We start from the raw sequence: 25,708 nt of genomic DNA, 5'->3' as shown, positions 1-25,708 counted from the left end.
TTATTAACCATTTGATAAATTATTAAGACAATTAAATAGACGGTATGAACACAAAAAACGTATGCTTTTGAAGTGGTTGATTTAACGATAGAAATAAAAAATTGCGACATTTGAACACTAGCCTTGTCAATTTGTTAATTTCACTAATTAAATTGATGTAAGCTTCTTCTAGTTTAGTAAGGCTTGAATACCTTTAAAAGCTTGTTGACAGGCAAGCAGGCGAATCTTTGTCCGTGTTTTAGCTTGAAAATAATGCTGTTCAATTCGAGGTTGTTGATCTCTTAAGGCATAGGCAAAACAAACTGTTCCTACCGGTTTTTCCAGACTTCCGCCAGAAGGGCCAGCAATGCCTGTAACCGCTAAAGCAACATGAGCAGTACTTCGTGCTAAAGCGCCTTGCACCATTGCTTGAGCTACTTCCCCACTAACAGCCCCATGCTTATTAATGAGTGCTAAATCAACACCAAGCATTTCATGCTTAGATAAATTACTGTAAGTTACAAACCCTCGGTCAAACCAAGATGAACTGCCAGGCAATTCAGTTAAAAAACTTGCTATTAATCCACCTGTACAGGATTCTGCAGTAGCAATTGTAAATCGTTTTAATTGCAATGCATCAGTTAAATTTAATAACAGTATTTTTAAATCATTCATGACTAAATTAAATGAAAAATGGTGGAAGAACTAGTTTGTCTGAACTTACAAATCAGGCCAATCTCATTATTAAATTTATAGCGTCACCCACTAAGCTCTATACTGCATTGCAAGTTCACTCGGCTCAGTCATGTACTTAACACTCCTTCGCCTCGCTTCACTTGCGCCTTGTCTAAAGCTTAGTGGGCGGCGCTATACCAATTTAACCAATTAACTTATTTAACGTGCTAAAAATGATTCCTCCATCTAACTGGAGGAATCTAGCATGACCATCCTAAATCAGTCTTTAGAGCTTTATTAGAAACAACTTAGCAAAATAACCCAACCCTTTCTTATGGGTTAGTAGTACCTGTAGTACCTGTACCTTGATTTTTGTTTGCGTCGCTTGAAAGCTCAGCATTAACATCTTTATTAGCATTATTTAAATTGCTTTGTGATTGAGTATCAGTGCCAGTAGTTGGCCTATTATCTCTGTTTTCACCGCAAGCAGTTAATAACAAAGCCATAAAAGTAGAAGCGATCAATAGGGCTAAACGTTTCATAATATTTCTCTCCATAGTTAAAATTCTATTAAATGCCGTTTACTAGTCTAGCAAAAATTTATCTTAAGTGAAGGACTTAAGTTAAAAAACATCTTTATTATTATAGTCATACTTAATCTATTTTGCAGAGTTTGTTAAAATGTCCAAATTTATAGCAGTGAGTTGTTATGTCTACTAACCATACGCCAATGATGCAACAATACTTAAGCATCAAAGCTCAATATCCTGATATGCTCTTGTTTTATCGCATGGGTGATTTTTATGAGTTGTTTTTTGATGATGCAAAAAAAGGAGCTCGCTTATTGGATTTAACTCTAACTCATAGAGGACAATCAGCAGGCAAACCTATTCCAATGGCAGGAATACCTTATCATGCTGTTGAAAACTATTTAGCTAGACTCATCAAAAAAGGTGAATCCATTGCGATCTGCGAACAAATTGGTGATCCTGCTACAAGTAAGGGACCTGTTGAGAGGCAAGTAACACGTATTATTACACCAGGTACCATCACCGATGAAGCCCTATTAGATTCTCGAAGAGATAATTTATTGCTTGCTATTTACTCTCATCGCCAACAATTTGGCTTAGCTTGGGTAGACTTAAGTGGCGGCCGATTTTATCTATCAGAGGCCAAAGATAAAAGCCAATTGCAAGCGACTATTAATCGCCTCAAACCCGCTGAGATTCTTATTGCTGAGAATTTTTCGTTTTCTAACTTTCAAATCAACCAATCGGTTATAAAGAGTCGACCTGTTTGGGAATTTGATTTACAACGAGCTCGCCAATTACTTTGTGAGCAATTTGCTGTAAATAACCTTAAAGGATTAGGTGAACCAGACTATATTAATGCTTTTCCTGCTGCAGGTTGCTTATTATTTTATTTACAAGCTACCCAACGACAAAGCTTACCTCATTTAAAACACTTAACACTTGAAAAAGATGAGGATTATTTGCAAATAGATGCAGCGACACAAAAACATTTAGAGATCTTTGAAAACTATCAAGGTGAACGTACTAATTCCCTTCTCTCTATTCTCGATCAGACTGTTAATCCTATGGGTAGCCGACTACTAAAGCGTTGGTTAGGTAGGCCGCTGCGCCAACATACACTGCTTCAGCAACGTTTAGATGCCGTAAGTGAATTACTTATCAATCGGCAAGATATTAATCTTCATGCCTTATTAGGTGAATTGTGTGATATTGAAAGAATATTATCTCGGATTGCTTTACGCTCAGCCAGACCACGTGATTTGGTTAGCTTAAGACAAACATTAGCTTTATTGCCTTGTTTATTAGAAACTTTAAAAACTAATGAGACTTCTTTAATCACAAAACAAGTTAGTCAATTAGTTCCGCAGCCTGATTTAGTTGATCTTTTAACTAAAGCTATTGTTGATAATCCTCCTATTCTTATTCGTGATGGCAATGTTATTGCTTTAGGTTTTGATGAAGAACTGGATGAATTACGTGCTTTAAGCACCAATGCCAATGAGAAAGTTTTAGAATTAGAATCCAACGAAAAACAGCGTACAGGCTTATCGTCATTAAAAGTAGGATTTAATCGCGTTCAAGGCTATTATATTGAATTAGCCCGAGGACAGGCTGATAAAGCGCCTGCTAATTATCAACGTAAGCAAACGCTTAAGAATGTAGAGCGCTACATTACGCCTGAATTAAAATTATTTGAAGACAAAGTTCTATCCGCTCAGGCAAAAGCGCTTGCACGAGAAAAATGGCTTTATGATAATTTATTAACCGCGCTTATTGATTATATTCCAACTTTAAAAAATATTGCTGATGCTTGCGCAAAGCTTGACGTATTAGCAAATTTTGCAGAACGTGCTTACACCCTTAATTGGTGTAAACCAACACTCATACCAGAAGATATCATTCAAATTGATAAGGGACGTCACCCTGTTATTGAGCCAATTTTAAAAGAAGAATTTATTGCTAATTCACTTATGCTTAAACCTAAGCAAAATATGCTTCTTATTACCGGTCCTAACATGGGAGGTAAATCAACATTTATGCGTCAGAATGCCTTAATTGTGTTATTAGCACATTTAGGCAGCTATGTACCTGCAAAAGATGCTCGAATAGGCTCTATTGATAAAATCTTTACTCGTATTGGCGCAAGTGATGATTTAGCTTCGGGACGCTCGACTTTTATGGTTGAAATGACAGAAACAGCGCATATTCTGCGTCAAGCAACTGACAAAAGTTTGGTGTTAATTGATGAGATTGGTCGAGGTACAAGCACTTATGATGGTATGGCACTTGCCTATGCTACTTGTGCATATCTCGCTAGCAAAGTAAAAGCTTATACTTTATTTTCCACCCATTATTTTGAATTAACGCAATTACCACAAACTTTCTCTTGTATTAAAAATGCTCATTTGCAAGCCAAGCTAACTCAAGATAAGATAGTTTTTCTATATCGTTTGGAAGAAGGTTATGCAAATCGTAGTTATGGGTTAGAAGTTGCACAACTTGCAGGTATTCCAGCTGAAGTGCTTGAACTTGCTAATCAATATCTACAGACCGTATCTTCAGTTAAAGAGCCTGAACCTAAGGTTAAGGCTGATGAGAAAATAATTAGGCATGAAACTAATATTCTTAAGCTTTTAACAGAGCTTGATATTGATAATTTAACGCCCCGTATGGCTTTTGATCTAATTTGTAGATTAAAACTAGAAACAGACCGCGTATTGAGTTAGTATATTAGCCAATATGATCAATAAACATTCATTATTAACTAGTCTTCTTGTATTTTGCAAGAAGATTATCAAAGCGGTTGGCCACAAAAGTATAGTTGAGAATTAAGTATGAATAAAAAAGCCCGCTTGCTCATTATTATTTTATGCTTGCCGCTATTTATTGCTGCCGAAGATGTTAAAGGCATTCAAATTAATGGTGTAGGTGGGAAATTACTTAATAACATTCAAACAAGATTAACTGAGATTGCACAAAATAAACCGTTAAAAGAAGAATCAGAAGAAGAATTAAAATCCCAGGTTGAAAAAGCTTTGGCCCCTTACGGCTTTTTTAAGCCGACTATCCGAATTTCTTATCGACCTAATAAAATTATTTTTAATATTAATCCAGGGCCAAGATTAATAGTTACTAAACTATCCACCAGTATTATTGGTGAGGGAAAAAATAATCCTCGCATTATTCAAGCCTTAAAAGAATTACCCATTAAACCAGGTAAACCGTTCAATAGCGCTCATTATGAAACAGTTAAACAAAATTTAATGAGTGCAGCTGAACATGAAGGTTATTTACGAGCTTCTTTTGAAAAATCTGAAGTATTAATTGATAGAAATCAATATACAGCTAGTATTATTCTTATTTTTGATACTGGGCCACAATATTATTTCGGTCAAGTTCGTTTTGACCCAACTTATATTTCACCTGATCTTTTACATCGCTTTATTCCTTTTAAATATGGTCAGCCCTATTCAGCTGATCAAGTTTTAGAATTGAATAATTATTTAAGCGGTAGTGGTTATTTTAAAGCTGTTACTGTGCAGCCCAAACAAAATGAAAATTCACAAACTATTCCTATTGATGTTCACTTGCAGCGAGCAGGAAGAATTAACTACTCCTTAGGTCTAGGTTTTGGCACAGATACGGGCCTTCGTGGTAGAGCCGGTGTACATGTTGTACCCGTTAATCGAGCAGGACATAAATTTAATGCAGTTGCTTTAGGCTCGTTTAATGAAAATACCTTACAAACTCAGTATATTATCCCTGGCAAAAATCCTATTACCGATCAGTATGAAGCGCTAGGTAGCTTTTCAAATTTAAATTACAATGCAGCTTATAGTAATTCGCTATTACTTTCCTTAGCACAACGTCACAATTTACCTACATTCCAGCGTTTACTGTCTTTAAATGCTCTTAATGAACGCTTTAATTATGACAATCAACCTGTATTTGAAAAAAAGACTAAAACCACTTTATACCCTAAAGCAACCTTTACTTGGCTTAATAAATCTGACCAACTTTTTTCACCCAATGGTTATAAGTTAACTTTAACTGGCTTAGGCGCAACTAAAGCGCTGCTTTCCGATATTAATTTTTCACAAGCACTTCTTGATGCACGGGCTGCCTATAGGGTAGAGCCTATAAGAACTCGTTTCTTCTTGCATACTATTCAAGGGATAACACTGATTAATGATATTTATCAACTGCCTGTGTCTTTAGGTTTTCTATTAGGTGGCGCTGATAATTTAAAGGGTTATAATTATAATGCCCTAGGCCCTGGTAAAATTTTAACCTATGGCGGTATCGAGGTTCAGAAAGAAACAATAGAAAATTGGTATGTTATTGGTTTTTATGATGTCGGTGATGTGTATAAACCTCGCTTTAAAGATATTAAACAAGATGTTGGTATTGGCTTGATGTGGGTATCCCCGGTTGGGCCTATTAAAATTGGTATAGCACAAGCGATTGAGTCAGACTTTAAAATGACTTCCGGTAAAAAACCTAAGTTAGTTATTAATATAGGACCTGATTTATAATGCGTGTTATTTATCGAACACTTAGAATTTTCTGTTATAGTTTGCTAATTACTCTTTTACTATTAGCGAGTACTGCACTTTTTTTATTAGGAACCAGACCTGGTTTATGGACGTCAATAAAGATCGTTGAACGCATCGTACCAGGAAAATTAAGGATTAATACTGTTAAGGGCAACTTTTTCAATCATATTGTACTTAAAGATATCGCCTACTCTGATAAAGATCTAGCTGTAAACATATCTAATTTAGATTTAAATTGGTCTTTATCTGACCTATTAAATCGAAAATTAATAATTAATAATTTACAAATTGATAAAATTAACCTTGTCACAGTCTCAACAGAACAAGAAAAAGTATCCTGGGAACCGAAACCTAAATTTAGTTTACCTCGTTTAAATTTACCTCATTTACCTCTAACTATTGTTATTCATAACGCCGATATTAACAGTATTAAAATTAGCCAAATTAACTCTACTAAGGAAATAGAGGATATTCATCTACAAGCTAAACTAACTAATCAGCAGTGGCAATTTCAGAATATTAGCTTATTAACTAATGGTCATATTATTCAAAGTAATGCAGTTATTAGCTCAATGATGCCATATCCGGTGACTGTATCTGCTCGAATTCAGCCAGCTCATTTAACTCAAGTTGGTTTAAATGGAGAAATTCTCTTAAGCGGTAACTTTCTCGATTATTCCCTCACCGGGCAATTTACCAACCCAACACCTTTTACTTTTAAAGGCGATATCATTAATGGTTCACATCTAAATTTAGCTGGCGACTGGGAAAATCTGGCTTGGCCTATTAATAAAGATTATCAGCTCGTTAGCGAACACGGCCAATTAAAGGTTATGGGGGAATTACCTAATTTAACCCTTTCACTAAATGGAAAAATTAGTGAGCCTCTCTCCTCTACTCTACATGTAGACGCTTCTACCAGCGCTACAGAGGTACATGCAAACGCAACACTTTCATCTAAAGCAGGTAACGTCAACTTAGATTTATCTTACGATAATAGCCACCTACCTCACTTAAAAGGGAATTTAAAATCCCGCTTGATTGACGAGGATGAACGATTAGGTTTACCGATTAAAGAGGTTCAAACTGAAAATTATTTTTCTGGTGAATCACTCTCTACTCTCTCACTTCATAGCCAAATTACGGGGCGCTATAATGACAATCCGGTTAAAGTAATAGTTCATTATAATAAACAAACGCTAAACGCTGCCCTAGATTTAGGGCCTAACCATTTTCAAGTGAATGGCTCTGCGCCATTCCCCTGGCACTTGAAAGCATCTATACCACAACCATCACTATTACATCCTTCTTTAAATGGCCTTAATACAACCATTACAGGTCAAGCGGCACTTTTAGGCGAGCAGAAAGGTGATTTACAACTTTATATCAACAAGGGCGAGTTTAAATCACCTGAGTTTTCTAAGGTAAAATTCAGCGGTGGTAACATCGCTGCAAAGCTTGATGAAACACAACTAAAAGCGACTGGGAATCTAATTCTCGATGACGCCAAAAAACTGCTCTTATCATTTAGTTTACCCAAGTTTAATTATTTTAAAGGTGACTTAAAGCAGCAAAGCGTTAACGGTAATTTAAAACTTATGGTAAATTCCTTAGCCTTTTTAAGTGATTTCAGTCCAGAGATTAATAGCCTTCAAGGCCGTCTAAGAGCGAATTTAAAAGTAACAGGTACACTTGGTAAACCTACTATAGATGGTGAAGTGCAACTAAGGAAAGCGAGCATAGCCATGCCTAGCTTAGGTATTAATCTTAACCCAATCCAATTAACTCTACTAAGTAGCAATAAAAAATGGCAAGCGCAAGGTGAGGCCCTTTCACAAGGGGTGCCTTTAATCATTAATGGCAATGGTGAACTTTCGCCTACTGTTAAAGGAGCACTTACAGTTAAAGGTGAGCAAGTTCCTTTAATCTCGAACAAAGAGTATTTAATCCATGTTTCACCTAATTTAAACTTTGAATTTACACCTTCTGATCTAAAAATGAAGGGACATGTTCTTATCCCTAAAGCTATAATTAAACCGCAAACATTTTCAAACTCGGTAAGTTTAACTGATGATGTAGTCTTTGTAGATAAAAAGGAATCGTCAAATCCTTTTAATATTGATACCGATGTTAAAATTAAAATGGGTGATAATGTTATGCTGACTGTGAAAGGGTTAGAAGGCCATTTAATTGGCGCAATTAACCTTCGCCAGTTTCCCCAAGGACCTTTAACAGCCACAGGTGAACTAAACGTAAAAGATGGTAAATATCAAGCCTATGGACAAGATTTGACTATTGAAAAAGGCCAGCTCTTATTTACTGGTGGATTAATCAATAATCCTGCTATTCAAGTACGTGCCATTAGAAAATTCAATAATACCACTAGTAATACGCTTGCAGGTTCAAATCATTTATTTGATTTTAATTCTTCTAATATTCAAACACTCGATTTTGGTAAGCACACAACCGTGGGCATTGAGGTGAAAGGACGTTTAAGTAAACCTAAAGTAGAATTATTCTCAGTCCCAGCCACCTTATCTCAAGCTGATATTTTATCAATGCTTCTCCTAGGCAGACCAGTAAACCAGGCTGATAAATCAGGCGCCCAATTAATATTAGCTGCAGTCTCAGCTCTTAACCTTGACTCCAGCCGTGGCGGTACGCAGCTACTATCACAGTTAAAACGAAGCTTAGGTGTTGATTTTAATATAGAAAATAATATTCAATACAATCAAAAAACTAACGAAAGCACCGATAGCACAAGCCTGGTTATAAGTAAATCTTTGTCAAAAAGGTTATCTCTAAGTTATAACGTAGGTTTATCAAAGACAGATACAAATGTTTTAACGCTCAAATATTTACTCAATAAATTTTTTAGTGTGCAAGTAAATGCTAGCACGACAGGTAGCGGCATTGACTTACTCTACACTCATCAAAAGGAATAAGTTGTATGATAGATTATCATTTGCCTTTACGTTTAAAGAGATTACGTCGCACCCCTTTAATTCGAGCACTTGTGCAAGAAACTCGTCTGCATCCACAACAGTTTATTGCCCCAATCTTTATAGATGAAACAATTGATGTTAAACGTGAAATTACTAGTATGCCAGGTCAGTTTCGACTACCCATTTCTGCGTTAGCACAAGAGATTGAAGAGATTTCCAACCTTAATATTCCAGCTGTTTTATTATTTGGTATCCCTACTCATAAAGATGCTGTTGGCAGCGCCTCTCTAAAGTCCGCAGGAATTATTCAGCAGGCCATTCAACGTATTAAACAAATTAATCCTAATCTAGTAGTTATTGCTGATGTTTGTTTTTGTGAATACACAAATCATGGCCATTGTGGTGTTTTACAAGATGACTTTATTGATAATGATGCTACCTTGGCACTATTAGGCGAGCAAGCAGTTAGTTATGCAAAAGCAGGCGCAGATTGGGTTGCTCCTAGTAGTATGACCGATGGCATGGTTGGCGCCATTCGTCAAGCGCTTGATAACGCAGGTTTTCAGCAAATAGCCATTCTAAGTTATGCTGTAAAATATTGCTCTAGTTTTTATGCTCCTTTTGGTGAAGCTGCGCAAGGTGCCCCGCAGTTTGGTGATCGTAAAACTTATCAAATGAATCCTGCTAACAGCAATGAGGCTTTAAGAGAGGCGGCTATCGATTTGGAAGAAGGCGCTGATATGCTTATGGTTAAGCCTGCTATGAATTATCTAGATATTATCTATAAGATTAAAAATCATTTCCCTGAAGTACCCTTAGGTGCCTATCAAGTGAGTGGTGAATACTCCATATTAAAAAATGCTATACAGCAAGGTTTAATTAATGAGGAACGAGCAATAATCGAAAGCCTTTTAGCAATCAAACGTGCTGGAGCTGATTTAATTATCTCCTATTTTGCTAAAGACATAGCTCGTTTGTTAAGTCAATCAATGTAACTTGTCTTGAAGTCAGCCACTAATTCCTAATTACCATGGTTCGCTCTTAAAGAGACGAAAACTGTTTTGGGGCACTACGTGAATGCTATTCTATAAAATGCGAAATATTATAAGAAATCTCAAGCAAAAATAGGCATTCATTAATGAACAAAAATATTACTCACTTTCATAAGGTTATAAAAATGAGCTTTGTAAGCTCACCTTTTTAATGAGTATATTTATAATTTTAAGTCTAATGATTTAAACCAAGCTTATTCTAAAGCTTTATCCCTTGTAGACATGCTCACATTGACCGGACACTGCTCTTTTACTGACCTAACAGAGTTAAAAACTCTATTAGGTCAAAATCATATTATTTAGTCATGACAGGTGGTTCAACACTATCCATAGTCCATACAGCTTGTAGCGCAACTAAATCTGCAGAACCTTTAGCTCTTGCATTAATAGTATAAGTACTACCAGCGCCAGCAGGATCAGTTTTATTAATAGGCGCTCTTCCTATACCAAATAAATGAGTATAACCTAGGTCAACACCTAAATTTTGATTATATTGATAATGTGCACCTGCTGCTAATGCCCAACGATCAGCATCGGCTATTCGTATATCACGAAACTCATCAACCGTTGGCGTCTGATCATAACCACCGCCCACACGAATTAACCATTGAGGATTAACTCGATAATTAGCACCGATAGACGCACGCCAAGTATTACGGTAGTCAGTAACAGATTCTGAAAATAGTCTAGCTTGCCCTAGTCCAGAAGCAAAACCAGCTACTTTGTATAATTGGATACTACGTACAGTATGCCAATTGGTATATACAACTGAACCTAATAACGCCAAACTTTCATTAACATCGTGGTAGCCACTTAAAGTAACGATGTCTGGAAACTCAACACTGTTACTAGAAAGATCCGTACTCCAGAATACAGCATCGCCTCCCGTTCTATTCGCAAAAATAGCGCTTGTTGGGGTCACACTAACTAGGCCCGGACTTGCTAGTGGGCCTGTTAAACGGCTCCAACCATGAAATTTATGATTAACTTGCGATTGATAAGTCAAACCAAGTCGTGAGTGGTTCTCATTAAACATAGCCATAGCGCCAGCATGGAAACCAACCCCAAATGAATCCCCTTTGTTATAAGAGTAAGAATCAAGAACAGTTGGACTTAAGCCTGGTATAGGTAATTGACCAAAGGCTGGTGCTCCAAGTACGCGATTAAATTTTACTCGTGAATATTGTAAATCAATACCAAGCCCTAAGGATAAATTTTCAGTAACTCTACCACCTATTTCAGGTGCAATATTGGTTGTAATTAATTCACTGTAGGTCGCCGCATAACGGACAGGACCTGTTCGACTCCAATTGGTTGCTAAACCAAAGGGAGAGTTAAAGGTTAGGCCAGCGGTAGCATTTGGTCCTAAAGGATAAGCAAGGTGAAAAAAGGGTACAAATGCATCATCTGCACCATCTAGATCCCGAAATGATTGGGTATAAGTTCTTAAAGCAGGAATAGGAACAGTTGAAGTAAAAAATGTACTGGTCCCCGTAATTTTAGAGGAAGGAAATACACCTACACCACCACTTACTGCTTGTGGATTACGTATTAAAGATAAGCCAGCAGGATTATACCAGCCAGTTGATGCGTCAGCTGCTTCAGCAGCAATACCTGCACCATAATTCCCAACTGCTACAGCACTTGATTCCGTATAAAGGGAAAAACTTCCAGCATAAGTATTACTTACTAAAATAGTAGCGATTGTAGTACTCAGGATTGTTCTCATAGGTTTTTGTAGACTCGACACGCCTAACTCCTTACATTATAAAATGCATCCTAAATCTGCAGAGCAGAACATAATAAAGGAATTAGAGTTATTTTCAAATGGTTCTATTAAAAAAAGTATAATTAAATCAGTGTATTATACATATTAAATCCAAAGTGAGTATTGATAAGGCATAATGGTTTTTTATTACAAAATTAACTAGCCAACTTGTAAGATAAAGGACTCCATGATAATGTGGTTTTTCTTTGTGCGGACAATTTTATGCAACAAGTAGTGACCAAATTTGGTGGTACCAGTGTCTCTTCTCTACAAACCTGGGAAAATATTGCACAAATTACAAAGCAGCATATTAAAAGTGGGGTTCAGCCAATCATTGTCTGCTCAGCTATGGCACAAATTTCTAACAAGCTTGAGAAAGCAACTGAAGCAGCACTATTTGATCAACATAAAGCGATTGAAGATGACATTATTCAAAGTTATTTTTCCCTTGCCAAAGCGCTTGATGTTTCACAAGATTTAATTAAGATTGAGATTGCCGAACTTAATCAATGGCTAACTGGAATTGCGCTACTTAAAGAAGCGCCCGCTAAAACACGAGCCCAAATTTTAAGTTTAGGCGAATTGATGATGACGCGCCTTGGCCATGCTTTTTTACAAAAAAAAGGAATTTCCTGCCTATGGTTTGACGTACGTGAAGCCTTAGTTTCAGTGCCTGTCCCAGGTAATGATACTTTTAATTTTTTAACAGCCCGCTGTCATTGTGAGCCAAACCCTGAACTTAGAGAAAGGTTACTTAACTCAGGTACGCAAGCCATTATTACTCAGGGTTTCTTTGCTGCTAATCCGCAAGGTGATACTGTTTTATTAGGCCGCGGTGGCTCGGATACATCGGCAGGTTTACTTGCCGCCATTGTTGGCGCTCAAAGTTGTGAAATTTGGACCGATGTACCTGGGATTTATACAGCTAACCCTCATCAATTCCCACATGCGCGTCTTCTTAAGCAGCTTAATTATGATGAAGCACAAGAAATCGCCTCTATGGGCGCTAAAGTTCTTCACCCCAATTGTTTGCCGCCAGTACGACAAGCAAATATACCCATGATTGTAAAATATACTCATATGCCTGAACATTCAGGCACACGTATTACTCAAGATAGTGATGAATTAGCTCCGCCAATTAAATCAATTCAGATTAAACATAGTATTGTTTTAATTTCGATTGATACCTTAAATATGTGGCAACAAGTAGGCTTTCTAGCTGATGTTTTTGCCGCATTTAAACAACATGGTTTTTCAGTCGATTTATTGTCTTCATCAGAGTTTAATGTAACCTTATCATTAGATAGCAATGCAAAACTTCATGAAAGACACAATCTTGAAGCACTTATAGAAGATTTGAATCGATTTGGTAAGGCAAAAATTATTGAACCTTGTAGTGCTATTAGTTTAGTTGGCCATCATATTCGAACAATTCTCCCTCAATTAGGTCCTACCCTAGAAGTCTTTGAAGCTAAGCAAATATACTTAATGTCCTTGGCTTCAAATGACTTAAATTTAACCTTTGTTGTTGATGAATCACATGCAGAAAAACTATGCCAGAAACTTCACAATTTACTTATTGAAAGTAATCCGCAGAGTTTTTACTACTCAAAAAGTTGGCATGAGGAGTTTGGCAGTCCTGGACAACGTAATATTCCTTGGTGGGAAAACAAACGTGATAAGTTACTTGATTTAGCGTATAGTCATTCGCCCTGTTATGTTTATGATCGAGAAACTCTCGCAGGAAGAGCAGATGAATTATTAAAATTGCAAGCAATTGACCAACTTTTTTATTCGGTTAAAGCGAATGCTAATAGCGAGATTCTAAAAACCTTTTATAATAAGGGTTTAGGGTTTGAGTGTGTCTCAATCAATGAATTGCAATTTATATTAAAGCTATTTCCCGATATTGATCCAAAGCGACTCTTTTTTACCCCTAATTTTGCGCCTAAGCAGGAGTATGAATTTGCTTTGTCTCTCGATTGCTATTTGACTATAGATAGTTTGTATCCTTTAGAAAATTGGCCAGAATTATTTAAAAATAAAGCTATTTTCTTACGCGTTGATCCAGGAAGCGGTGCAGGTCATCATAAATTTGTCTGCACAGCTGGAAATGAATCAAAATTTGGTATACCGCAAAGTGATTTAGAGATAGCACACAAACTCCTTGCTGAGCACCAGATTTCGGTTGTAGGTCTTCATGCCCATTCTGGTAGTGGTATCTTAACAACAGAGCTTTGGCAGAATACCGCCCAAATGTTAACCATGTTATTGTCCTTATTTCCCGATGTAAAAATTGTAAATTTAGGTGGCGGTTTAGGTGTGGTTGAAAAACCAGGACAACAACCTTTAGATTTAGCAGCATTAGACGCAGCATTACTTGCTGTAAAAACCCGTTTTGCACATTTATCCTTTTGGTTAGAACCTGGGCGCTATTTTGTTTCCGATGGCGGTGTCATTCTAGCTAAAGTCACGCAGTGTAAAGAGAAAGGTAAAGTACGTTTTATTGGTATTGAAACCGGTATGAATTCCTTAATACGTCCTGCACTATATGGCGCTTATCACGAAATCGTTAATTTAACTCGCTTAACAGATGAAAAAACTGATTTTGCTCATGTTGTTGGTCCTATTTGTGAATCTTCTGATACCTTAGGATATGATCGTATTTTCCCCAGAACCTTTGAAAACGATATTATTTTAATTGCTAATACGGGCGCCTATGGCTATTGCATGAGTTCCCATTATAATTTAAGGCCTCCTGCACAAGAATTAATAGTAGATTAATATGCTTAAGGATAGTAAGCAGCGTGAACAAGCGACCGATCCGAGTTACTCTTTTATTGTTCAAGCGCCAGCTGGCTCAGGTAAAACAGAGTTATTAACGCAACGCTATTTAAGACTACTCAGCACGGTCACTTCTCCTGAGCAAATTGTTGCTTTAACCTTTACACGTAAAGCAGCCAGTGAGATGCGTGAGCGGATTATAACAGCCTTACAACGTGCAGAAGAAGGTGTTGAAGCCAATACACCTCATCAGCAATTAACCCTAGGCTATGCTAAGGACGCTTTAAGGCATAGTCAAAAATACAATTGGCAGCTTCTTAAGCAGCCTGGCTGCTTAAAAATTATGACTATTGATGCACTATGTCAAACTATTAGCCAAGCTATTTTTTTAAATGACGAACAAATTCCTTATGCTAAAGTAAGTGAAGATCCGTATGATCTTTACCAACAAGCTATACGCGATTGGTTGACTGATGTACTTAATAAGGATTTTTTGCATGAGCCATTAAAAATATTACTTCATCATCTTGATAATCGGCAAGATCGCCTGACTCTCTTATTAAGTGATCTACTTAAAACACGTGAGCAATGGTTACCTGCCGTTTATGCAGCGCATGAGCAAACAAAGGAAAATTTTGAACAAGCTCTCTGCTTAATTGAGCAACATGAATTACAACGTTTTCTTTCTAGTTTGCCTCTAACCGAGTTTGAAGAGTTACGTAAGCTATGCTCTCAATTTGCCATGCTTGACTTAGAGATAAACCAAACAAGGCAGCCACTACGAGAGTGGACGACAATAAATCAATTTAATCGCGCGATAGCAAATTGCTTAGCTTCATTATTACTGACTAAAGACAATAAGCTACGTAAAAGCTTTGATCATCATGTTGGTTTAAAACGAGATAATTGTAAAAAAGAGATCTATGAGGATTTAAAAGCTAGAAGTAAAAATATTTTATATAAATTAAGCACCATACCGCATTTTTTAAAATTATTAATTCGTTTAAAAAATCTTCCAGAACCCTATTATAATGATGAGCAATGGGAAGTTTTACAAGCGTTACTTGCGCTTTTGCCTTTGTTAGCTGCTCACCTGCATGTTACGTTTTGTACCAAAAATCAAGTCGACTTTACCGCTATCTCACAGCAGGCGTTACTTGCACTTGGCGATGATTTATATCCTACAGACTTAGCCCTTTACCTCGATCATACAATTCATCATATTCTTATTGATGAGTTTCAAGACACGTCTTTGCAGCAATTTCAGTTACTTAAAAAGCTTGTACAAGGCTGGAGCCCAAATGATGGTAAAACATTATTTATTGTGGGTGATCCTATGCAATCAATCTATCGTTTTAGACAAGCTGAAGTAGGATTATTTATTAAAGCCCGTGAAGAAGGGCTAGGTAGTATTAAGTTAACGCCGCTTGAGCTTAGTGCTAATTTTCGCTCCACTTCTGTTATTGTTGATTGGGTCAATGAGCGCTTTAACGCTATTTTTCCTCCTAATGATGACATTGAAACAGGCGCTATTTCCTTTCACGCTTCTACTGCTGTAATAAATTCAACATCCGATAGCTGGATAAATGCGCAGCAATTTAATGATAAACGGCAAGAAGCAGAGGCAGTCATCCAATTAGTTGCACAAGAATTAGTTAAATACCCACAAGATACTATTGCTATATTAGTGCGATCGCGTACCCACTTAGCAGAAATCATCCCCTTACTAAGACGAAAGAATATTCCTTTTCAAGGTGTAGAAGTTGAAAAGTTATCTAGTCTAGCTCACTTAGTTGATATTTGGTCATTGACTAAAGCACTACTTATGCCTGCTAATCGTCTAGCTTGGTTAGCTGCTCTAAGAAGTCCTTGGTGTGGACTCTCTTTAAAAGATTTATATCATATTGCTAATTTTAATAAACATCGCTCAATTTATTACGCGCTTGCTCATTTAGATAAATTAACGCAGTTAAGCAATGAGGGTTTAATTCGCGCACGCTATTTTTATACCGTTATGCAAAGGGCTTTAAACGCCCGTCAACAAAAACCGTTAATAGAATCCTTAATTGAACTTATTAAGCAATTGCACGGGGATTTAATTTTAAGTGATTCGCAACAATTAGATATTGAACAGTTTTTTACTTTGCTAAATAAGTTTACAAAAGATGGACAAGTTAATGATATTAAACAACTTGAAATAGAGTTCAAGCAGCTCTACTCCCAAAAAACATCGTCTTCACGATTACATATTATGACCATTCATAAATCAAAAGGCTTAGAGTTTGATACGATCATTCTACCAAGTCTAGGCAGTAAATCGCAGCAACAAGATAAACCCTTACTTCGCTGGTTAAAACTGCCTAGACAGGTTGGCGATGATTTACTTCTCATGTCTCCTATTCGCGCAGCACAGCAAGATCAATGTCTTTTATATAATTATTTATCGGATATTGATGCTGAGAAAGACAGCTATGAACAACAACGCCTGCTGTACGTTGCTGTAACGCGAGCTAAAAAAAGACTTTATCTTTTTGATAATCAACAAAAATTAACGTCTAATACCTTACGTGAATTCTTAAATAAGCAATCATTTACTTCCATGGATTGGCCGACTCAAACATCGAATTTACAGATGCTATTGCCCATACTAAGGCGCCTACCTTTAGAGCACTATATGCAACAGCCGCCCATAGAAATATTACCGCTAGCAAAATCACGTATAGCGATTGAGCAAGATATATGTACAAACCAAACAAACAAAGCTATCTATGAATTACTTTATTGGATATTTAGCAATCATCCAAAAGATATTAATGAATTACCTTGGACTATACTTCAGAAACAATTGCAAATGATGGGTTTTACTCAAAGCGAGCAAACTAACGCTATCAGTACTATTAAGACCCAACTTGAAACTATGCTAACAAGCGATCTTGGTCAATGGCTTTGTAAACCGCATACAGATGAACATAATCAATATGAATTACTTATTTATGAAGACGGTTATGTTAAAACAAAATTAATTGATAGAACTTTTTATGATCAAGGTGCCTATTGGCTAATTAATTTTAAAACAATGCCAGCTACCGAAGAGCAGCAACGACTAGACCAAGAAGAATTAAATAAAAGTGTAGAAACCTTAAAAGAAATTATTAAAGCACCGCTACAGTTGGGAATTTATTATCTTCCAGCCCAATTATGGTTGACCTGGACAGTAGACGTTAAAACAGAAGTTAGTGCTTCTGCTTTAATATAAATGACAATACATTTCTATTATTTAATATTTATAATATTAAATAACTAGTCCAAAGTTAGCAGTAGATGCATCCTTTTCTACACTTCTAGAGAAAACTTGTATACCCTGTTGATGACATTTTTGCAGTTGCTTACTAAAATCATCTTCATTAGGGTATAACTCATGTAATCTTTTCTCTGAAATTCTATCTATTCGGTTATATTCTAAATCTTCTTCAAATTCTTTACGATCATAATAGAGCTTTCGCGCTTTTGATTCTGCTAGCTGCTCTTGATAATATTTATTTTTAAAAACAGGTTCGTTTAAAATCTTTATATAGAGCTTAATTAGCTTTATACATTGAGTAATCTGCTGTAATAAGGATTTAACCTGTACATCCTGTGGCGCTGTAGTAAGCTTGGCTTGCTGCTCATCACGCCATAAATTAAAGTGCTTTATAAAATTATCAATGGCTTCTTCTTTTTCTTGTATAACACCATTGTCGCAAAGCTGATTTAAAGGATACTTCATCTGCAAGAAATGACGTTGTAATTTATAGAGACATGGTTCTTCACTAATCTTGCTCCTGCCTAAATCATCAATTAAGTCAAGAAGTGTCAACTTATAGGTTTCAGCCTTTTGAATTAAATAGAAGTAATAATTATCTAAAGCTTGATTATTTTTTAAATCATCAAACACACTACTGACTAGTTGTTCCTGTTCAAAATTAAGTTTATCAATAATGATTAGCGCAATTTGCGTTAGTTCTGGTTGATAGGGTTTAGCTCGTGCCTGAGAAATTAAATCTTTCGCTAGCTTAATATGTACTTCATTATTTTCTAAAGTTTGTAATAATTTTTCTACTTTTTCCTGAAAACCGCCTTCTTTTAGAAAACGCTCTATCTCGATTATACACCTATTAAAAAGCACTAAATTATCTTGATGGTGTTTCGCAATCTCAGGTAAAGCAACAGGTGATAAATTTTCTTTTATAGTATTAAATGAATTATTACTATTTTGCAGCGACTTAATGTAGGCTAATTCTTTACGAGAATAATGATAAAAAAGCTTAAGATTATATAAAAAATAATCTAAATGAAGTCTATAGTATTCACAATATCTATAATCTTGTTTATTAATTTTAGCTTGATTAACTAAAGTTCTTAACTCTTCTATTCGTTCATCAATAGGCGAAATGAAAGGCAAAAAACTAAAGAAGTTTTGAACTTTGATTCTAAAAGAGCTTGGTAACTGCTTATCTAAACATGTTTTTAAAGACCTAGAAGACTGAAATTGCATAATTTTACTTAATACGCCAGAATTTGGAGCAATATTATCCACGTCGACAAAATTATGTCAATATGAAATTATAATTTATCAATTTGAATAAATTTATATTGATAAGTTAATCTATTTTACTTCGATTATTTGAAGCCTCTGATTCTTCTTTTATTAATTGATCAATAACACTTTTTTTAACTGGCCAATTTTTAATAACAGTTTGATTAATTGCATCACAATTATCGCCAAACCAGGGACCTAGTTGTACTATAAGCAAAGGAATACTAGTCTTTAGACAATTATTAACTTCTTTTTGTACTTCTTTTTTACATAAATCGCCTTGTTGATAACAAGAATCAATAAGGTTATTAGCTAATGTTTCCCAATTTTCAGGAGGCTCAGCACCTAAAAATTCTTTATTGAGTAGTTTAGGTAAACTATTTTTTACTATCCATTTTGCACGCGCAGGTGACATAGGTTGTTTACATATTTTTTCTTCAAAATCTCGTTTTAAATCTTTTCCAATAAGAGATGTTTTTTTTAAGTCTGGGCAAGCTGATTGTTGAGGTTCAGCAAATAAAGGAAGACATAAGAAACTAAAGGTTATCATTAGAATTATTTTTAATAATTTCATAAGAATCCTTAAAATTATTTAATTGAAAATGGTCAATTTACAAATGTATCAATTCAGTTATTATAGTCTAAAAATAATTATCCTATTATTACTATGACTATTTCTTCCTACTCTGATGAAGTTTTGCAATCGACTAAAGATGAACTGCTTAATTTAACGGCAGCAGAGATGGGCTTTAAATTTAACGAAGAAAAAGAAGGAAGCCACCTTGCTGTCTATTTACAAGCCGGTTTTCCTGTTAATTTCTTACAGAAAAATTACTTACCTACAATCAAAGCAAAATTAGAACATATTTATCCCTCTTTAAAAATTGACGTTCATTTAGATTTTTTTATTAAAGCCCATCGAACTCAGTTAGTCGGTAAAGGATTACGCGGCGTTAAAAATACAATTGCTATTGCCTCCGGAAAGGGAGGTGTGGGTAAATCAACCGTGACAGTTAATTTAGCTATCGCGTTAGCTCGTGCTGGAGCGCGTGTGGGCATTTTAGACGCTGATATTTATGGACCTAGTATCCCCTTAATGCTTGGTCAACATAAACCGGTTGAAATTAGTGGAGAGCACTATTTACCTGTTAAAGTACATGGGATCGAAGCGATGTCTATTGGCTATCTTATGCCAAGTGATGAACAAGCATTAATCTGGCGCGGCCCTATGCTTGCTAAATCTCTCATTCAAATGCTTGATTTGACTTTATGGGATGAACTGGATTATTTATTTATTGACTTACCTCCAGGTACTGGCGATATCCAATTAAGTTTGGTACAGAAAATTCCTTTAACGGGTGCAGTTGTTGTTACAACACCACAACCTATAGCAACATTAGATGCTCAGAAAGCAATTCAAATGTTTGCTAAAACAAATATTGATGTATTAGGTATAGTGGAAAATATGGCTTATCATACGTGTAGTCAATGCGGGCATCAAGACAAGTTATTTGGTGAAGGCGGCGGCCAAAAATTAGCTTCTAATTTTAAACTTCCTCTACTTGGCCAGTTACCTTTAGATCAGCGTATTCGTAACCATTGTGATATAGGCCAGCCTACAGCAATACTAGCTAATAGCGAATTAGCAACAATTTTTGCTAAGACAGCATTAAACTTAGCTATCAATGTGGCAAAAAAACCTTTAAATTATGCTGATCGATTTCCACCCATTGTTGTGGAATAATTTACTTATGGAGATAAAAGTTAAGAATAATATGACCTAATTAACTTTAAATTTATTTACTTTTTTTCTCATCCCTACCTGTTGAACGACGACTAGTATTTTTAAGGCTGTTTTTAAGTAAAGTCATAAAATCAATTAAATCATCATTTTTTTCAGTAGGTTCTTGTGCTTTTCTTTTCGTTGACTTAGTCGGTTTTTTCTCTTCAATCCATTTCATTAATGCATCACGATATTCATCGTGATACTTTTCTGGCTTCCACTTAGCACTCATTTCATGAATTAAATCAGTAGCAATTTTAATTTCACGATCATTAATATGGTAAGCTTTTAAACTTTCATCAGGAAAGTCAAATTCACTTTCACTACGAATCTCTTGATGATAGCGAATCACATATAAAATTAAAGCATCCTTATAGGGCAGGATTAAAGTTAAGTATTCTCGGTTGCGAATCACAATTTTAGCTATACCAACTTTTTCAGTTTTCTTTAAAGCCTCACGCAATAAAACATAAGCCTTTTTATTAGAACTATCTGGAACCATATAGTATGGTCTATCAAAATAAAGACAGCTAATTTCACTTAAATCGACAAACTCTTCTATGTCAATCGATTTAAATGCTTCAGGTTGAGCGTGCTCAAAATCCTCATCATCAAGAACGACATAATTACCCTTTTGAAACTCATAGGCTTTAACAATTTCATCCCAGGGAACTTCTTTGCCTGTCTCAGCATTAACACGCTCATAGCGAATACGCGACCGATCGCGGGCATCTAAAAGATGGAAGCGCAGCTCATTTTTTTTCTCTACGGGATATAGATTGACAGGAATTGCTACTAAGCCAAATGAAATATATCCTTTCCAAACTGGTTTTGTCATAATTATTCCTGCTATTGATTTTAAATCAATTCTTAATTGAGTATAGAATAAAAATATCTGAAGTAAATCAGTCAATATGCTTTTTTTGAAATTTGCTGCGGCAAGTGTTCAATGCTGATATTTAAGATGAGGGTGATATCCAGCAAATTTTGCTGGATATCATGTCTAGGCGATAATTTGATATATTGTCAATTAAGTGCCAGCGCCTGTTCCAGTAGCACTACCTCCAGTTGTGTCAGTAGCACCACCTGTAGTACCAGTCGTTCCGCCAGTTGTGCCAGCAGCTCCACCCGTGGTACCAGTCGTTGTGCCAGTTGTACCAGTAGCTCCACCCGTGGTGCCAGTCGTTCCACCAGTTGTGCCAGTCGTTCCTGTAGTCGTTGTAGTAGTACCTGTTGTATTCGTTGTATCAGTGCCACGCCCAAATAAAAAATATAGTATAAGTGCAGCGATAATAATAATCCCAATTATCGTTAAAATCCCAGTACGTTCATTGTTAACCATGTTGTTCTCCTTCACTCACAATTATTAAATAGATTAAATTACCAAATAAACTTAAGCTTATTGTCCAGCGCCTGCACCACCAGTTCCAGTGCCGCCTGTAGTGCCAGTGCCCATTGAGCCTCCCGTTGTACTCATTCCAGTGCCATCTGTCGTGCCAGTACCCATTGAACCATCTGTAGTACCAGTGCCCATTGAGCCACCTGTTGCACCAGTGCTACCTGAAGTACCATTGCTCATTGAGCTATCTGTAGCGTCAGTACCCATATCAGTGCCTGTGCCAGTTGTTGTATCGACTCCCGGATCCGTACTCATGGTATCGTTAGTGCCATCACCTACAGGCTCTGTACCTGTCACATCACCACCAGTACCGGTCGTATCAGTACCCATAGTGCTGTTGTTCATGTCCGCACCAGTAGTATCTGTGCCAGTAGTGTCAGTACCTGTGCTATTAGTTGTAGAATAGCCACCATTTACTGAATTATTAGTAATATCTGAATCAGAAGACACAGCAGCGTTAACAGAAGAAAAAGCCATTGTAGTAAGCATTACTGAAAGTATCCGTTTCATAGCAGCGACTCCTTTAATGGTTAATTTAATCATTTATAGTTTAGGAAAATGATTAGAAATTTAAACTTCCTCTCTTTCAATGACTAGTTGAACAGTTATTTAGCGTTGATTTGTTACAGATTCTAACCATTGTTTATGCCGTCTCTCATCAGCCCACCCTCGGCTTAATAGTTCAACAGCATCAGGCCATATATATTTATGAGAATTAATGCGTTCATAAGCTGTATTTGTATCCACTTCATTGCTTATCATGGCTTTTAAAATAGCTTCATCACCAAGCATATTTGCTAAGACCACTTTACCTTGGGTAAGTAATTGTTTAGGGCTAGGACCATCAGGAAAGTCTGCTTGATGGCTTTTTAAGAGGGCAGTTATTTCTTGTACATGCCTTTGATGATCATTTTTAAATTCAGTTAATTTACTGCGATACTCAGCATTATCAACCCGATTAATAGCTGCTTCGTAAGCTTCAACAGCATCATAATCAAGTTCACAAAGCTCATATAAAGCATCATGAAAATGCTCTTGCGTTCCGACTAATGTTGTCATTATCATTCCCTTGTTTATAATTTATTGACATCCATATCGAACCATACCTTAGTAAATCCTTTTTACTTCAAGATAAAGTCCTTTATCATAATATTACAAATTTAATAATTAGCAAGCGATTCTAAGAAATCAAGCTTGCGTATAAATAATAATTATTTTATACACAAGTATTTTGTGAAATAACGCTCGTTTAACGACATAAAAGAGCTTTCGCCTCTTTTATGTCGAACTTACCTTACTATTCTTCGTTGCGAAGTGAAATATCTATCTTCTTTTCAACTGATCTTTTTTCCTTTTGCATCGCTAATTCCATTTGTTGGGCTTCATCAGAAGATAATTCTTTCTTAGCATCTTTAAAAATTTCATTTTCTTCTTCTTCAATATGATGCATTAATGAATCTGCCATTTTTTGAAATAATTTTGCCCATGCAGCCCCATTTAAAGATTTATCTGATAAACGTTCTAACATTTGTTCAACTTCTTCATGCTCCTCTTTAGCATGAGGAATTTCTTCTTTAGTTGCCTCTTCCTTTTTTAGAGGTTTATAAAATACTTTTTCTTCTGCTTTACTATGAATAATAATTTCTTTTTTTAATTGATTAAATAATTCATCTCGTTCCTCAGTAGCATTGGAACCCAAGTTTAATATTTTATTAATTAGGTCTTTGGCAACTCTATGATCTTTTTTCAAATAGGTGAAGATGCTCATTTTATTCTCCTTATACTTCAATAAATTAATTTAAAATTTGAAGTAGTTTCATTACTTAAATGGCACTAATTTTCTAGTAAAAACAACAATTTCTGCTGTTGTATCTCTTTAGTATACACTAATTACCTTGAATTAAAATTTGTTTAAAATTAAATCAATATATGAATTAAGTATAGAAGTAAAATAAGGGAATCAGACAATCAGAAATTAACTTAACCTTAATTAAGGCTAAGTTATCTCAGTTAATATGAATTTAACAATAAAAGATATTTAATATCTTTTATGTCGAACTCACGTTAGTTATTATTGATTTTTCGGAAGATTTAAAGATTCTTCGATATGCTGTAAAGCATCTGCTTTCTTTAGGCCAAAGAAACTAAAAATACGATGATAACCTAATGCTTCTCTTACACCCTGGTCATTTCTTACATCTTGACCTTTTTGAATTGCTTCCTTTAAGGCTGTCTCTATAAGCTTAGCCTTTTTCTCACATCTAATGGCAAAAAAGCTTGTTGAAGCCTTGCGCAACCGTTCAATCTCTTTCTGGACATAGTTAACGCTCATTGAAAAATCCGGAGTATTCTCGTTTGGATTATTTTCTTGGGTCTTAATTGTGTTAGTATCTAACAACGCTTGATGTTGCTTATTTTCGCCTTTTTCTACTGGAATGGAAGTCATTAATTGTTCAGGCTTGCTCCTATTTTCATCCTGTTTAAAATGGGGTGATAACTTAGGGGATGGATGAGACGTGACGTTAATCTTTTCAAGCTCTCTATCTTCATTGGTTGCTTTGGTTGCTGGTGTATTACGGCTATCTTCTACAACTTCTTCATTGTCACTTAGGTCCTCTTCTTCATCGCTAATAGCTTCCTCTTCGTCATTTAGATCATTATAAAATTCATCATCATAAAAGTCATAATCATCCTGTGAGGAAAAATCATCTTCGTCAGATTCTTTTTGAACCTTAGCGCTCCCTTGTTTTAACCACGCTGCTAATCCATCAAACATTGCACTAACGATAAATTTATAATCTTCATCCAATTGATCTAAATCATGCTCTGTAACTTGCTGCAATAATTGATCATGTTGGAGGCGATACTGTTTAATAGTTTCTTGGTAATTTTGTTCTAAAGGAGCGAGAAAATTGGCAGGGAGGTTAAAATTTTCATTAAGCTTAGCTAGCCAATCTAGATCAGATATTGCCAGTCGTAGAAACTCTACACAAATAGGACCGCATGAGACTAGAGGGCCATCATCTTTCTCTTTTTCAGTACTTTGAATAGTATGCGGAGATGATATTATCTTAGCTATTTTAAGACCCTCTTTATCAAGCTTAGCTAACTCTTTGCCTATTCTATCGTTTTTAGATAATCCTACTGGATTAAAGATAATTAAATCGACTTGACCTTCGGTAGTTCTTCTTAAAATACCCGCTATATAATGTGCACTACCTATTTCTGGCTTAACCATAAAAGGAAAATAGCGTTTATGTTGATTCTCTTCTTGCTGAAAATAGTTAATTAATACAGTAAAAAAGTTAACAACATCAATTCTCTCACTATCAAATGAAACATAAGGTGGCAACATTAAATTTTTAATTAATTGATTTGTGCCAGGTACAGGCCTATTTTTTACATCATTAAAATGCTTCCAGAGAAGTCTTTGAGCATCATCTATATGATACCAAGTCTTGAAATCGCGACCGTCTTTTATGAGGGCGCCTTCTTTACGATACCTGAATTCTTTTGATGCTTTTTCAATTGGTCTATCATTCTTAAATAATTCATCGGGTCGAGTTGCCATATAACTGCCTTAATTCATATTTATTGTTAAACAAGCGAGCACAATGATAATTTGTTCTATTTATAAAATAAAACTAATTTCATCTAT

18 protein-coding genes are annotated in these 25,708 nt (G+C 35.7%); 7 read left to right on the top strand and 11 right to left on the bottom strand.

The genetic code is table 11. The features are described from left to right. Nucleotides 1-168: 168 nt before the first annotated feature. A complete protein-coding gene (locus ACQUW5_RS07570; protein WP_444990626.1) occupies nt 169-654 on the bottom strand; it encodes a CinA family protein in 486 nt (161 codons plus the stop codon). A gap of 332 nt (nt 655-986) precedes the next feature. Continuing rightward, on the bottom strand, nt 987-1,196 hold the full coding sequence (locus ACQUW5_RS07565) for a hypothetical protein (RefSeq protein ID WP_444990625.1): 210 nt from the start codon (nt 1,194-1,196) through the stop codon (nt 987-989). A 167-nt stretch (nt 1,197-1,363) separates the two neighbouring features. Here ACQUW5_RS07565 and mutS point away from each other — a divergent pair, with 167 nt between their 5' ends. The 4 genes from mutS (at nt 1,364) to hemB (ending at nt 9,683) form a co-directional block, all read left to right on the top strand. After that, nucleotides 1,364-3,913 (top strand): DNA mismatch repair protein MutS, encoded by a 2,550-nt coding sequence (mutS, locus tag ACQUW5_RS07560; RefSeq protein ID WP_444990623.1) that lies wholly within the window; start codon nt 1,364-1,366, stop codon nt 3,911-3,913. Between the two features lie 108 nt (nt 3,914-4,021). After that, entirely contained in the window at nt 4,022-5,722 is a 1,701-nt protein-coding gene (locus ACQUW5_RS07555; protein WP_444990622.1) for an autotransporter assembly complex protein TamA, read from the top strand. Continuing rightward, nucleotides 5,722-8,688: a translocation/assembly module TamB domain-containing protein gene (locus tag ACQUW5_RS07550; protein ID WP_444990621.1), complete on the top strand. Its 2,967-nt coding sequence runs from the start codon at nt 5,722-5,724 to the stop codon at nt 8,686-8,688. Before ACQUW5_RS07555 ends, ACQUW5_RS07550 begins: the two co-directional genes overlap by 1 nt. A 5-nt stretch (nt 8,689-8,693) precedes the next feature. Beyond that, on the top strand, nt 8,694-9,683 hold the full coding sequence (hemB, locus tag ACQUW5_RS07545) for a porphobilinogen synthase (RefSeq protein WP_444990620.1): 990 nt from the start codon (nt 8,694-8,696) through the stop codon (nt 9,681-9,683). Between the two features lie 352 nt (nt 9,684-10,035). Here the strand turns inward: hemB and ACQUW5_RS07540 are convergent, their stop codons facing one another. Continuing rightward, nucleotides 10,036-11,490 carry an OmpP1/FadL family transporter gene (locus ACQUW5_RS07540; protein WP_444990619.1) on the bottom strand — a complete coding sequence of 485 codons (1,455 nt, stop codon included), beginning with the start codon at nt 11,488-11,490 and terminating at the stop codon, nt 10,036-10,038. A 240-nt stretch (nt 11,491-11,730) separates the two neighbouring features. Here ACQUW5_RS07540 and ACQUW5_RS07535 point away from each other — a divergent pair, with 240 nt between their 5' ends. Both ACQUW5_RS07535 and ACQUW5_RS07530 read left to right on the top strand, forming a co-directional pair. Next, complete coding sequence (locus ACQUW5_RS07535; RefSeq protein WP_444990618.1) at nt 11,731-14,292, top strand: bifunctional aspartate kinase/diaminopimelate decarboxylase; 2,562 nt, start codon at nt 11,731-11,733, stop codon at nt 14,290-14,292. Between the two features lies 1 nt (nt 14,293). Continuing rightward, entirely contained in the window at nt 14,294-17,548 is a 3,255-nt protein-coding gene (locus ACQUW5_RS07530; RefSeq protein ID WP_444990617.1) for a UvrD-helicase domain-containing protein, read from the top strand. Nucleotides 17,549-17,584: 36 nt separating this feature from the next. On the opposite strand, the gene ACQUW5_RS07525 is transcribed toward ACQUW5_RS07530, so the two are convergent. Together ACQUW5_RS07525 and ACQUW5_RS07520 are read right to left on the bottom strand one after the other, a co-directional pair. Beyond that, entirely contained in the window at nt 17,585-18,826 is a 1,242-nt protein-coding gene (locus ACQUW5_RS07525; RefSeq protein ID WP_444990616.1) for a hypothetical protein, read from the bottom strand. A gap of 106 nt (nt 18,827-18,932) precedes the next feature. Continuing rightward, entirely contained in the window at nt 18,933-19,442 is a 510-nt protein-coding gene (locus ACQUW5_RS07520; protein WP_444990615.1) for a hypothetical protein, read from the bottom strand. 93 nt (nt 19,443-19,535) lie between these two features. Here ACQUW5_RS07520 and apbC point away from each other — a divergent pair, with 93 nt between their 5' ends. Continuing rightward, a complete protein-coding gene (apbC, locus tag ACQUW5_RS07515) occupies nt 19,536-20,612 on the top strand; it encodes an iron-sulfur cluster carrier protein ApbC (RefSeq protein WP_444990614.1) in 1,077 nt (358 codons plus the stop codon). Nucleotides 20,613-20,664: 52 nt separating this feature from the next. Here the strand turns inward: apbC and ku are convergent, their stop codons facing one another. The 6 genes from ku to ACQUW5_RS07485 all read right to left on the bottom strand — a co-directional run bounded on the left by ku (nt 20,665) and on the right by ACQUW5_RS07485 (nt 25,621). Beyond that, nucleotides 20,665-21,489, bottom strand: coding sequence for a non-homologous end joining protein Ku (ku, locus tag ACQUW5_RS07510; RefSeq protein WP_444990613.1), 825 nt, complete (start codon nt 21,487-21,489; stop codon nt 20,665-20,667). A gap of 192 nt (nt 21,490-21,681) precedes the next feature. Continuing rightward, the gene (locus ACQUW5_RS07505; protein WP_444990612.1) at nt 21,682-21,993 is read right to left on the bottom strand and encodes a hypothetical protein; all 312 of its coding nucleotides are present in this window, start codon (nt 21,991-21,993) and stop codon (nt 21,682-21,684) included. Nucleotides 21,994-22,050: 57 nt separating this feature from the next. After that, nucleotides 22,051-22,560 carry a hypothetical protein gene (locus tag ACQUW5_RS07500; protein ID WP_444990611.1) on the bottom strand — a complete coding sequence of 170 codons (510 nt, stop codon included), beginning with the start codon at nt 22,558-22,560 and terminating at the stop codon, nt 22,051-22,053. Between the two features lie 99 nt (nt 22,561-22,659). Beyond that, nucleotides 22,660-23,109, bottom strand: coding sequence for a DUF892 family protein (locus ACQUW5_RS07495; protein WP_444990610.1), 450 nt, complete (start codon nt 23,107-23,109; stop codon nt 22,660-22,662). A gap of 238 nt (nt 23,110-23,347) precedes the next feature. Further along, entirely contained in the window at nt 23,348-23,800 is a 453-nt protein-coding gene (locus tag ACQUW5_RS07490; protein WP_444990609.1) for a hemerythrin domain-containing protein, read from the bottom strand. Nucleotides 23,801-24,121: 321 nt separating this feature from the next. Further along, nucleotides 24,122-25,621, bottom strand: a complete 1,500-nt coding sequence (locus ACQUW5_RS07485; protein WP_444990608.1) for a hypothetical protein — start codon at nt 25,619-25,621, stop codon at nt 24,122-24,124. Between the last annotated feature and the right edge of the window lie 87 nt (nt 25,622-25,708).

The sequence above is a fragment of the Legionella pelazae genome, from assembly GCF_052527395.1.
Note: the sequence above shows the minus strand (reverse complement) of the source record. Positions and strands in the feature narration are given on the sequence as shown.